Source organism: Moraxella bovis (genome assembly GCF_025985205.1).
GTDB classification, from domain to species: Bacteria; Pseudomonadota; Gammaproteobacteria; order Pseudomonadales; family Moraxellaceae; genus Moraxella; species Moraxella bovis.
This window is the reverse complement of sequence record NZ_CP087840.1, coordinates 785,921-798,391: the sequence shown is the minus strand read 5'-3', so window position 1 is coordinate 798,391 and position 12,471 is coordinate 785,921. Positions and strand designations below refer to the sequence as shown.

Annotated in this window: 8 protein-coding genes; 1 reads left to right on the top strand and 7 read right to left on the bottom strand. The window is 46.9% G+C overall.

Features of this window, described 5'->3' with window-relative positions; genetic code table 11:
* Positions 1 to 77 precede the first annotated feature (77 nt).
* On the bottom strand, positions 78 to 1,235 hold the full coding sequence (locus LP107_RS04015; RefSeq protein ID WP_228157703.1) for a D-alanyl-D-alanine carboxypeptidase family protein: 1,158 nt from the start codon (positions 1,233 to 1,235) through the stop codon (positions 78 to 80).
* Between the two features lie 129 nt (positions 1,236 to 1,364).
* Positions 1,365 to 1,874, bottom strand: a complete 510-nt coding sequence (locus tag LP107_RS04010; protein WP_143821657.1) for an MCR_0457 family protein — start codon at positions 1,872 to 1,874, stop codon at positions 1,365 to 1,367.
* 269 nt (positions 1,875 to 2,143) lie between these two features.
* On the opposite strand from LP107_RS04010, the gene ruvB reads away from it, so the two are divergent.
* On the top strand, positions 2,144 to 3,127 hold the full coding sequence (ruvB, locus tag LP107_RS04005) for a Holliday junction branch migration DNA helicase RuvB (protein WP_078273690.1): 984 nt from the start codon (positions 2,144 to 2,146) through the stop codon (positions 3,125 to 3,127).
* An 81-nt stretch (positions 3,128 to 3,208) separates the two neighbouring features.
* Here ruvB and LP107_RS04000 read toward each other — a convergent pair whose 3' ends face one another.
* The 5 genes from LP107_RS04000 to recG form a co-directional block, all read right to left on the bottom strand.
* Positions 3,209 to 6,256 (bottom strand): efflux RND transporter permease subunit, encoded by a 3,048-nt coding sequence (locus tag LP107_RS04000; protein ID WP_264675924.1) that lies wholly within the window; start codon positions 6,254 to 6,256, stop codon positions 3,209 to 3,211.
* A complete protein-coding gene (locus LP107_RS03995) occupies positions 6,253 to 7,416 on the bottom strand; it encodes an efflux RND transporter periplasmic adaptor subunit (RefSeq protein ID WP_115369275.1) in 1,164 nt (387 codons plus the stop codon). The genes LP107_RS04000 and LP107_RS03995 overlap by 4 nt, the downstream gene beginning before the upstream one ends.
* Before the next feature lie 66 nt (positions 7,417 to 7,482).
* Positions 7,483 to 8,862: a phospholipase D-like domain-containing protein gene (locus LP107_RS03990; protein WP_264675925.1), complete on the bottom strand. Its 1,380-nt coding sequence runs from the start codon at positions 8,860 to 8,862 to the stop codon at positions 7,483 to 7,485.
* A gap of 9 nt (positions 8,863 to 8,871) precedes the next feature.
* Positions 8,872 to 10,194, bottom strand: coding sequence for a leucine-rich repeat domain-containing protein (locus LP107_RS03985; protein ID WP_264675926.1), 1,323 nt, complete (start codon positions 10,192 to 10,194; stop codon positions 8,872 to 8,874).
* Between the two features lie 42 nt (positions 10,195 to 10,236).
* Complete coding sequence (recG, locus tag LP107_RS03980; protein ID WP_264675927.1) at positions 10,237 to 12,330, bottom strand: ATP-dependent DNA helicase RecG; 2,094 nt, start codon at positions 12,328 to 12,330, stop codon at positions 10,237 to 10,239.
* Positions 12,331 to 12,471 lie beyond the last annotated feature (141 nt).

Genomic DNA, 12,471 nt, shown 5'->3' with positions numbered 1-12,471 from the left:
CGATTTATAATAACAAATGGTTTTTTAAATGGTGTTTTAAGATGATTTTTGCAAACCTGTAAAACAGTTTTAAAATTTTAAAACAACCCTTTTATCCAATCCACCAAACTCTCCCACATACGACTGACAAAGCCCGCCTGCTCCACGTCATCACCTGCGGTGATGGGCGTACTGGCAACGGTCTTGCCATCCATGACTGCCATCATCTGACCAAGCTCTTGCCCTTTTTTGATGGGGGCGGTAATGCTGTCATTGAGCTTGATGGCTGTGGTGAAATTGCCCGTTTGGTTTTTGGTGGTGAGTACTTTTAGGTCGCTTAGCGTGCTGGCAGTTACCGTATCTGCCTTTCCAAACTTCACAGGTATCGCCCCTGCGTCTGTGCCTTGGGGGGCAACCATCACATTGGTAAAATGCCCAAAGCCGAAGTCCAGTAGTTCACGAGCTTGGTCGGCACGGGCTTGCATGCTCTTTGCCCCAAGCACGATGGCAATCAGACGCATGTTATCTTTGTGACTTGACGCCGCCAATGAATAGCCCGACTCGGCGGTGTGTCCTGTTTTTAGACCATCGACGGTGGCGTCCGTGAACAATAAGGCGTTACGGTTGCCTTGTTTGATGTTGTTATAGGTAAATTCTTTTTCGCTATAAATGGGGTAGTACTGTGCTGAGTTCTTGATGACCGTGCGTGCCAATACTGCCAAATCCTGAGCCGATGAGCGATGTCCTTCGGCAGGCATGCCTGTGGCGTTGGCAAAGTGAGTATTGGTCATGCCCAGCTTGGCGGCTTCATCATTCATAATCACCGCAAAGGCAGATTCTGACCCTGAGATATGCTCCGCCACGGCAATAGACGCATCATTACCCGACTGTATGATGATACCCCGTAGCATGTCAATGGCGGTAGCACTCTCACCCAGTGGCACATACATGCATGACTGACTGCTTGATCCACGGCACCATGCCTTCTCGCTGACCTTGATGGGCGTGGTCTCAGACAGCTCGCCTGAGAGCAGTTTTTGCTCTAAGATATAACCGGTCATCATCTTGGTCAATGACGCTGGGGGCAGTGGTTCGTTGGCGTTATTTTGGGCAAGTATTGTGCCTGTGTCATAATCCATGAGTACATAGGCAGCATTGTCTTGCTTGGGGGGATTAATGCCGTTATTGGCAAGGGCGGTGACAGAGACTGTCAAAAATGCCAAGACTAGGGAAGTTTTCTTAAAAAAAGTCATCATACCGCAAATTCACTCAAATTTATGCATAAAAAGTGCTAACTATACCAAACTTTACTAAAAATATAAAATTGTTTTTGCTGTTTTTGTCGTTTTGACAAAATTCCTTTTGGTCATCCAGTCCAAACTGCTTTAAAATGCTCGGCTCACATTAGCAAAATCGGCACATAATTCTCGGTTTTCGTTTTGGGGGAAACTTTTTGTCCATGAACGCACGCTTTGGAGTACCGCTCGGTAATCTCGCTGTGTAGACAGATAATCCAATATCTCTTCGGGGTCGTCAGCACTGGGAATGAATGCCCGAAGCTGATTGTTATAGGCTTCATAAAACTGGCTCTTTTGTCGTCCGATTAACATCTGTGGGCATATCTCTGCCATGACTTGCACCAATGCCAGCTCGTATTTGGTTACCCGAATGTCTGCCACGTCATTGGCACTGATGGTGTAGGCTTTGGCGGTTTTGGTGCTTTTGGCATGGGTCTGCATGGGCAGGCTTACGGTAACACAAGTTACCAAAATAATGATAAAAGTTTTTAATAACTTAGCGACATCTGCCACATCAACGCCATGGCAACGCACCATCAGCTCACGGCGGACAGTGCCAACAGCGGACTTGGCAAGACTTTTGGGGGATACTGACATAAGCATGGGCGATAACCGACTTATTGACCAAATTAACGGCACTATCATACCCATAAATCTTTAAAACAATATCTCAAATTTGACCAAAAATGTAGAATAATTGTGTTTAAAAATCAAGTTTAGCAATGATACAGCAACAGTTGTGTTTCATTGCTAAACTTGATTTGGCATGGGATTCTACCTGTACTTTTTGAAAAATTAATTCATAAAATCATCACATTGCCTGCATTTTTCTTTATAATAGTCCTTTTTAATTTAATAACATCATCATGAATCATAACCGCCTAATCGACCCCAACACCAAAAAAGACGACAATCTCGACCGTGCCATTCGCCCCACTACCCTATCTGACTACATCGGACAACCCAAAGTGCGTGAGCAGATGGAAGTGTTTATCACTGCCGCCAGACAACGGAGCGAAGCGTTAGATCACACGCTCATTTTTGGCCCCCCTGGACTCGGCAAGACCACCCTTGCCAACATCATCGCCCGTGAGATGGGCGGAAATCTACGCTCCACCAGTGGCCCTGTGTTAGAGAGGGCGGGTGATTTGGCTGCCATGCTCACCAACTTAGAAGAAGGGGACGTGCTGTTTATCGATGAAATTCACCGCCTATCGCCTGTCATCGAGGAGATACTCTACCCTGCGATGGAGGATTTTCAGCTTGACATCATGATCGGCGAAGGCCCTGCCGCCCGCTCCATCAAACTTGACCTACCCCCTTTTACGCTCGTGGCAGCGACCACTCGGGCAGGGCTTTTGACATCGCCCTTACGTGATAGATTTGGCATTGTCCAACGCCTTGAATTTTATGATGTGGCGGATTTGACGACCATTGTGAGACGTTCGGCACGCCTACTGGGGATTGACATGGAGGAGATGGGGGCGGTCGAGGTCGCCAGACGCTCTCGTGGTACGCCCCGTATCGCCAACCGTCTGTTACGGCGTGTGCGTGATTATGCTGAGGTCAAGGGCAATGGCGTGGTAACAGGGCAGATGGCAAGCCTTGCCCTAGACATGCTTTCGGTGGATAAACAAGGGCTTGACCACTTAGATAGGCGTTATCTGTCCATGCTAAAAGAGCGTTTTGATGGGCGACCTGCGGGCGTGGAGGCGATTGCGGCGGCGATGGCGGAGGATAGAGGGACGCTTGAAGACGTGATAGAACCATATCTTATTCAGCAAGGTTATATTCAGCGAACACCAAAGGGGCGGATACTATTGGATAAGGGCATGATGGTGGAATATTAGACGGAAATCATTTGGGAAATCCAACCCCAAAAACAAAACCACGCCCTTTGACGTGGTTTTGACCCATTAAACCGTCTTAGATTAAGTCGTCTTAGACTTTTTAAACCACCGTCCCACATCGTCCATCAGTGTATAAACCACCGGTATCACCACAAGGCTCAAAAACGTGGACGTGATAAGACCGCCCAGCACCGCCACCGCCATCGGACGGCGAAAGGTCGAATCCACCCCACCCCAGCCGAACACTAGTGGCAACATACCTGCCCCCATCGCAATGGTTGTCATGATGATAGGGCGAGCCCGCTTACGGCACGCATCTAGTATCGCATCTAGGCGAGATTTGCCCTGTTGCTCGGCAATGATGGCATAATCCACGAGCAGGATAGAGTTCTTGGTGGCGATACCCATGAGCATAATAAAGCCAATCATGGACGAAATGGACAGGCTAGACCCTGTTACCACCAAACCAATCAACGCCCCACCGATAGATAACGGCAACGCCATGAGAATAGTAAAGGGCTGTAACACCTTGTGAAACAGTAGCACCAACACGCCAAAAATACAAAATATCCCCACACCCATCGCAATGACAAAGCCTGTAAACAGCTGCGCCATACTATCGGCTTGCCCCTCGTCCATCGCACTCACACCATCAGGCAGGTTGGTTAGGCTTGGCAAGTCCCTAACGGCACTGACCACCTCGCCTAACTCCTGCTCGGACTGTACCGTGATTTTGATACTGCGTTCACGATTGAGACGGCGAATCTCCGCCTCGCCTGTGGTAAAGTCAATATCCGCCACTTCCGAGAGCTTGACCGCATTGCCCGTACTGCTTGGCACATACAGGCTAGACAACGCCACAGGGTCGGCACGCACGCTGTCAGGCAGTCGCACTACAATGGGGATTTGGCGTGTGTCAAGGCTCAGCTTAGAGAGTGCCTGCTCATAGTCGCCCTGTGTGGCGATACGCAAGGTATCAGCAAGCGACTGCGTGGTAACGCCCTTATCCGCCATACGCATGGGGTCAGGGATAACGGCAAGCTCAGGCTTAGGCAACGGCTTATTACTGCTCACCGATGAGACGCTCGGCAGTCCACGAATCTCCGCCATGACCTTATCCACCATCTCTTCTAGCAGTCTGGGGTTATCCGAACGTAGCGAGAACCCATAGCCCGTATCGCCCCCTGCCGACATACCCACCGTAAAGCGAGCAGACGGCACGCCTTTGATGACGTCTGATATGGCGTGTTCTATCTCTGCCTTTGTGGGACGCTTGCCACGTGGGGCAAGCACGACATTGAGTGTAGCGTTATTTTCCGCCCCTGCAGACGCATTGCGACTGTCCGCCCCACCGCCTGTCGTCCCCACCGACACGAATACCGACTGCACGCCATCAATGTGGCGGATACGCTCGGCAGTCATGTCTGCGATGACGGTCGTGTCTTTTAGCACCGCATCAGGGGTTAGCTCTAAGGTAAGCTGGGTCTGGTCGCTGTCATCTGCTGGCACGAACTCGCCCGAGAGTAGCCCTGCCATCGCCAACGAACTGATAAACAGTACAATGGTCGCCCCAAGCGTGATAAAGCGGTGCTTTAATGTCCATAACACCAGTTTGAGATAGGCAGTCATGGTTTTGCTTGTCGTTTCGGTTTTGGGCTGTTCAGGTTTTAGGATGTATGCCGCCATCATGGGCGTAACCAGACGTGCCACCAATAACGAGATAAACACCGAAATCGCCGCCGTCCACCCAAACTGCTTAAAAAACTGCCCCACCACCCCACTCATAAAGGCGGTCGGCAAAAACACGGCAATGAGCGTAAACGTGGTCGCCACCACCGCAAGCCCAATCTCATCTGCCGCCTCCATCGCCGCCTCGTATGGGGTCTTACCCATGTGTAGGTGTCGCATGATGTTTTCCACTTCAACAATGGCATCATCAACCAACACACCGATGACGAGCGACAAGGCAAGTAGTGAGATGATATTTAAACTAAAATCAAACACATACATCGCCAAAAAGGTCGGTATGATAGACAACGGCAGTGCCGCTGCTGCCACCAAAGTCGCTCGCCAGTTTCGCAAAAACAGCCACACCACGACCACCGCCAAGATACAGCCCTCGATGAGCATTTTCATGCTGGCATTATAATCTTCAAACACGGGCTGGGCGTTGTCATAGATTTTTTGGACACGGATATGCGGCATCTCTTGGGCAAATTTGGCAAGCTCATCATCAATGCCCTTTACCATATCCACTTCACTTGCCCCACGTGAGCGAGTAAAATTGACCGCGACCACCGTCTGTCCGTCCAGCTTTGCCACGCTACTTCGGTCGGCATGAGCGTCATCAATACTGGCAAGCTGACCTAATGGCACGCCCCCTGCTGGGGTAACAACTTGGATATGAGCCAGCTCCTCGACACTGCGTGCCGCCCCTAGCACTCGAATGGTCTGCATACCGCCACCGATTTTGGCGGTGCCACCTGTGGCATCTGTCTGTGAAGCACTGATTTGGTTGGACAAATTACCAATGGGTAGCCCCCACCCATTTAGCTTTGCCACATCAGGAGCAACGATGATTTGGCGTTCGATACCGCCCACACGACTCATCGTCCCCACGCCTGCGACATTGGACAGACGTTTGTTTAATGTATCATCAACAAACCACGACAGCTCCGCCTCGCTCATGTTATCAGACGCCACCGAATAGCCTGCCACAGGAAAGCCTGCGGTGGAGACCTTGGTAATAATCGGCTCTTCGGCAGCAGCCGGCAAATCACTGCCAATCTCATCTAGTGCCGAACGCACGTCATCAACCGCCTCTGATAGGTCTTTTTCTAGGGCAAATTCGGTATGTACCGTTGCCACGCCTGTCTGCAAGGTTGAGCGAATATGCTTGACCCCTGATATGGACGTGATTTTGTTTTCTATTTTTTTGGCGACGTCTGTTTCTAGCTGGGCAGGACTTGCCCCCGAATACACCACCGTAACGATGACGGCAGGCACATCAATGTCGGGGAACTGCTGAATTTTCATGTTGTTAAAAGCAAGCAATCCACCGAGTGTAAATAAGGTAAATAACAAAATCGCCACCAAGGGATTTTTGATAGAATAGGCTGAAAAATTCATGGTTGCCCTGCCTTATCCCCTGCCATGTCTTGGGTCATGACGATATTTACCAAGTCATTTTCATTTAAAAAACTCACCCCATTTGCCACAATGAGCGTATCAGACGGTAAATCGGTCGCCACTTTATCCTGCTCACGAGCCAAAACGGTGATTTTTTGGCGTCGGGTTTGGTAAATGTCCGTCTGGTCAGTTTTGGCAAGTTGCCACACATAGTCATAGCCGTCCGTACTCATGACTGCCGAGCTGGGTATGGCGTGATGACTTTGACTGCCTAGCACGAACTGTCCACGCTGATATGTCCCTGCTCTTAGGGCGAAGTGGGCGGGCATGGCGACATGCACGACTATCTCACGCCCTGCATTGGCGGTTGGCGACAGATGAGTAACCGTCCCTGCCACGCTCTCATCGCCCACCATAACCTGTGCCTGCTGTCCGACATGGATACGCTCGGCATCGGCAGGCGAGAGTGTCGCTTGCCATTCGAGCCGTCCGCCTTTGATGATACTAAATAATGGCGTGCCACTGACCAGTACGCCCACCTGTGCGTTTTTGGCACTGATAATCCCTGCCACAGGGGCAATGATTTGGGTGTTATTTAGGTTGCTTTTGGCGGTGCTAAGGCGTGCCAAACTCGCCTTTTCGGTCGCTTGGGCTTGTTTTAGGGCGGTGCGATAGCTATCCACTTGCTGACGGCTGACCGCATCAATGGCAAGTAGTGGCTCCACGCGTGCCAAATCCGCCTGTGCCTGCTCACGGCTCGCCCTTGCCTGCTCATAATCCGCCTGTGCCTGCACCGCATTCTCACTCATGGTGTCTTTATCTAGCACGGCAAGCACCTGCCCTGCCTTGACATAATCACCCACTTCAACGAGTACCTGCTCAATGGTCGCCCCTGTGATTTTGGCACTGACTTCGGCAGTCTCTTTGGCACTCATCACGCCACTGGCGGACAAGCTATCTGATACAAGCATGGGGCTTGGTGTGGTCGCCTGTACGGTCATGGCTATTTTGGTGTTATCGGGTGCGTCAATGGACGTGGCACGTTCGGTCTCTGACGGCTTGGCGGTCAGTCGCCCTATTAGCACACCAAACACCACAAGGGCAATGGCACACATCGCCCACAATAAGGGATTTTTGGGATTAAAAGTCGGCTTGTTCATGGTGATTTTATGAGTGATAAAAACAGCATTGTAGCAAGGTCAGGGGGATTGTCAAGGGTATTTGTGCTACTTCACGTCCGTGTTTTTTATCAGCTCCCTTAGCCTATCTTTCTGCCCCATCAGCTCCATTTTTTGATTATCAAAATACTCTTGCCAATCATCAATGCTACTGACCACTTGATAACTTTGACTTGCCTTGATTTCATCAATGATAAGTTTAAGATTATCCAGCTTTTGGGATAATTGACTTTTGATGAGTTTTAATTTGTCGCTTTGGCTGACGGTCTCTGAGCGAGCCTTAAATATCCCTTTTTGCAAATCATCAAGTATCCGCTCCACCGTTTTTAGGTCATTTTGTTCATAAGCTTGTCGCAACTCATTAAACACCGCCATTGCCATGTCCTTTTGCTCGTCATTGACACGGTCGGGGTGGCATATTTGACTGGCTTTGCGGTAGGCTTGTTTTAGGCGTTTTTGTTCATCGGTATTTAGTTCATAATGCGTTTTGGCTTTTTCTTTGTCCAACTGCTCATTAAATGTTTGCTCATCTTGTTTGGCTTCATCGTAGGCATTTTGGTCGCCTTGCTGTTTGGCAAGTTGTTTTCGCAAAGATAAAATTTCACTGATTAAATCACCCAAATTCATGCTGTGCTGATGATTAAAATCGGCAAGCAATTTTTCTAATTCGGCTTTTTCGCTGTCATAAGCGTTTAATTCGTGTTCTAATAGACGAATTTCTAATTTTAACGCCATAATATCAGCGTCAGCATAAATCGCAATCGTATGATATTTTTTGATAAAATTATCAATCAGGCCAATAGCATGACTAAACTGCATTTTTTTAATGGCGTGATAAATCTCGCTAATGTCCTGTTCGCTTTCAAATTGTTTTAATTTTTGGTTTTCTCTGGTAATGTCGTCTAAATCTTCCAATATCACATAATTTTTTAAAATTTCTAGGCGTTTGATGATTTGGGCGATTGGTAAAACAATCTCATTAGTGGGAATGGGTTTATCAATAATTTTATAAAACTCTTGATAAAATGCCTTTGCCAACATTGTATCTTGGCTAATGGTAATGTTTTCAAAATTATTCTTTTCGGCTCGCATACTCCAATTAAATGAACCTGTAATCACAGTCATATTATCAATCACACAAAATTTATGGTGCATCAGCTCCTTATTGCCGTCCCCAATCCAATAAGTTTGGCAATTTTCAAAATGATTTAATTCATCTTGGTTAATGGCGATTTTATCATTTTTATTGATACGGTCATTGGATAAGGCAAGCTGAATGCTAATGCCCGCACGAGCTTTTTGTAATAATACGGCAAAAATATCGGCACGGGTAAACCACGCCACCGCAATCACAATGCTTTGCGTGGCTTTATTTAATTCGGCGATAATATGCTGTGGAATATTATCAAATAGGGCTTGGGTTTGCATTTTTTATCCTTAAAAATCAATTTCGCAATTTGGTAGTTGTTGTTTTAGCCAGTCAATATCTTGGGGATGTATTGGGTTTTCCGACAAATTAAGATATTTTAATTGTTTCAAGTTGGCAAGTACAGAAATGTTTTTAATTTGGTTGCCCCCCAACCAAAGTGTAGTTAACTGCGTTAAATTAGCCAGTACAGAGATGTCTTGTATTTGGTTATGCGACAAATCTAATTTATTTAATTGTGCAAAATGAAAAATATCCGAAATATCTCGTATATCATTAAACTGCAATTGAAGGTTTCTCAATTCCTTTAATTCAGAGAGAACATAAATATCTTGAAAGTTAGTACCACTCAAATCAAGATAAGTTAACTTTGTTAGATTAGTGAGAACCGAAAAGTCATTTATGTCATTAAAACTCAAACTAAGATTTGTTAATTTATTTAAATTAGCAAGCATAGAAATGTCTTTAATTTTATTAGCTTCCAAATTCAATGTTGTTAATCTTTTCAAATTAGAAATAACAGAAATATCTTGTATTTCATTCCCCCTTAAAACAAGATTTGTTAATTGCACCAAACCTTTGAGTATCGAAATATCTTTAATCTTGCAAAACATCAAACCAAGCGATGTTAATTTTGTTAAGCTGGAAAATACTGAAAAGTCTTGTACCTGATTAAATCCCAAATTAAGTTCTGTTAAGTTCAGAAAATTAGATAGAATTGATATGTCTTGAACTTGATTTCCGCATAAATCAAGATGTTTTATGCTCATTAAATTTTGTAACACTGAAATATCTTGGATTTGATTATGAGATAAATTAAGTTTTTTTAATTTTATTAAGTTGGCAATAGCTGAGATATCTTGGATTTGATTGTTGCCTAAATTAAGGTTTGTCAATTGCTTTAAACAGGTGATCACAGAAATATTTTGTATTTGATTATCATACAAATCAAGCTTATTTAATTGCGTTAGAGTAGCAAGTGGTTCAATATTTTGCGTTTGACTCTCAAACAAATCGAGTTCTCTTAATTTTTGCAGTTCCTTTAGATAAGCAAAAATCAATTCACGATTAAACCAATCAAATTCTGCTTGATAGTTGTAATTTTTGCCAAATTGCCATTCATTACTTTCCCACAACTCCAATTCCAATCCACATCTTAATAACAAAAATTTCCACTCATCACTAACCCCAAGCCACCATTCCCACAATTCATCATCACTCATCTCACTAATGCCCTTTACCCCTGTTTTGGCAAGGAGTTTATTGGTTAAGTTGATTAGTGTATCGGTACGGCGTAGGGTTAGCCCTGTTTGGCTTGGGATTAGATTTGACATTATTTTTTCCTTTTTTTTAAAAGGGTAATTTTAGCATAATATTCACGCCCCCACAAACTCCCCACTATCTTTAAGCCACAGCCCTATCATTGCTTGGGTTAGGGCGGTTTTATTGGGCGATTTGATGAGATGATTGGCAAGGTTTTGGGCGATGTGGAGCAGGCTCTCATCTCGCACGATGTCCGCCAGATAGTAGCCCATGTCGCCCGTTTGGCGTTTGCCCAGTAGCTCGCCTGCCCCACGAAGCTCCAAGTCCTTTTGAGCGATGACAAAGCCGTCCGTGCTGTCTCGCAGGATATTGAGCCTCTCGATGCCTGTGGGCGATAGGGGCAGTTGGTAGAGTAGCACACAAAAGGACTTTTCTGAGCCACGCCCCACACGCCCACGCAGTTGGTGGAGCTGAGATAACCCAAGCCGTTCGGCATTTTCTATCACCATAAGGGACGCATTTGGTACGTCCACGCCCACTTCTATCACGGTGGTGGCGACCAGTAGGTCAATGTCGCCTTGCTTAAAATCATTCATCACCGCTTGCTTATCACCCGCTTTCATTTTGCCATGTACCAGTCCTATCCGTATGTCCAACCGCTCGCACAAATCTTCATATAACAGCTCTGCCGACTGTGCGTCTAGGGCGGTGGACTCTTCCACGAGCGGACACACCCAGTAGGCTTGTTTGCCGTTTTTGCAGTTGATGCGTATCCGCTCAATCACTTCATCACGGCGGTCTCGGTTAATGGTAACAGTGGTAATGGGCGTGCGGTTGGGCGGTAGCTCATCTATCACCGACACGTCCATGTCGCCATACATACTCATGGCAAGCGTGCGTGGAATGGGGGTGGCGGTCATGGCAAGCTGATGTGGGGTGCTGTTTGCCACGCCTTTACTGACGAGCTTCAATCGTTGCTCCACGCCAAAACGGTGCTGTTCGTCAATGATAACAAGCCCCAATTTGGCAAATGCCACACCGTCTTGGAACAGGGCGTGCGTACCAACCACGATTTGCACATCATTATTGATAATGGCGCCTAAACTGGTATTACGTTCTTTGGCAGTCTGTTTACCGGCAAGCCAGCCCACGCCAACGCCCATAGGCTCAAACCATTTTTTAAAATTAATCAGGTGCTGTTCTGCCAAAATCTCGGTCGGTGCCATGATTGCCACTTGCCAACCGCTGTCAATGGCATGGCACGCTGACAGACCTGCCACAAGTGTTTTGCCCGCCCCCACGTCCCCTTGCACAAGGCGAAGCATGGGCGTACTGGTGGCAAGGTCGGCAACTATCTCGCTAACAACGCGCTGTTGGGCGTTGGTCGGGCGAAAGGGCAGGCTCGCCACAAGCCTATCGGCAAGCGGACTGACACGCTCGCAAAAGGGGGCTTTGTGGGCGTGTAGGTTTTGCTTGCGGTACAAAAACACAAGCTGATGAGCGGTAAGCTCTTCTATAATAAGCCTTTGACAAGCAGGGTGGGTACGGTCTTTTAGTCCTGTCAAAAGTGCCGTTTGGCTAAAAATATCCGCCTGTGGGTCAGGCAGGTGTATGGCGGTCAAGGCGGATAACAAATCGCCCTGCACCCTTACGCCCACGCTGTTAAAATCATCATCAGACAGGCAAGTTAAAGGCGTCTCACGAACAGCGTTAATCGCCATGCGGACAAGCTGACGCAGTTTGTTTTGGTGAAGTCCTTTGACGGTCGGATAAATGGGCAAAAGCCCACTTTCAAAGGTCTTTGTCCCTGTGATGTGGTACTCTGGGTGAGCCATTTGCACGCCATAGCGACTGACCTTTATCTCGCCAAATGCGGTGATGTTCGCCCCCACGGTCATGGTTTGCAACAGAGTCGGATAGGTTTTAAAAAACTGCAACACAACCATGCCAGTGCTGTCTTCTAGGCACACCGACAGCCGTCCTTTATTGCTCGCCACGTCCGTGATAACCCCTGCAATCATGCACACTTGCCCATTTTCTACCGTATTCATCGGCACGGTACGGCTACGGTCTTCATAATTGCGGGGCAGGTGCATGAGCAAATCAAAAATACGATGAATGTCAAGCTCGGCAAGTTTTTTTGCCAATGGCTGACCCACGCCTGCAAGGGCGGTAATGGGATATTGGGTGGGGGCAAGGGTTGTCATGGGTATTTGATCAAATATTTTTTGTCATTTTAAGGCTTATGGCATAAATTGACAAGAATCTATCTTTTGAAATGATAAATTTTAGTAAAACAATTATTCACCTAATCACATTTTTACGCCATTTAACCAAAAAAATAAACC

Bases quoted from the DNA above. Each gene is read 5' to 3' on its own strand.
- LP107_RS04015 (WP_228157703.1), bottom strand. From the start codon at position 1,235: ATGATGACTTTTTTTAAGAAAACTTCCCTAGTCTTGGCATTTTTGACA.
- LP107_RS04010 (WP_143821657.1), bottom strand. From the start codon at position 1,874: ATGTCAGTATCCCCCAAAAGTCTTGCCAAGTCCGCTGTTGGCACTGTC.
- ruvB (WP_078273690.1), top strand. From the start codon at position 2,144: ATGAATCATAACCGCCTAATCGACCCCAACACCAAAAAAGACGACAAT.
- LP107_RS04000 (WP_264675924.1), bottom strand. From the start codon at position 6,256: ATGAATTTTTCAGCCTATTCTATCAAAAATCCCTTGGTGGCGATTTTG.
- LP107_RS03995 (WP_115369275.1), bottom strand. From the start codon at position 7,416: ATGAACAAGCCGACTTTTAATCCCAAAAATCCCTTATTGTGGGCGATG.
- LP107_RS03990 (WP_264675925.1), bottom strand. From the start codon at position 8,862: ATGCAAACCCAAGCCCTATTTGATAATATTCCACAGCATATTATCGCC.
- LP107_RS03985 (WP_264675926.1), bottom strand. From the start codon at position 10,194: ATGTCAAATCTAATCCCAAGCCAAACAGGGCTAACCCTACGCCGTACC.
- recG (WP_264675927.1), bottom strand. From the start codon at position 12,330: ATGACAACCCTTGCCCCCACCCAATATCCCATTACCGCCCTTGCAGGC.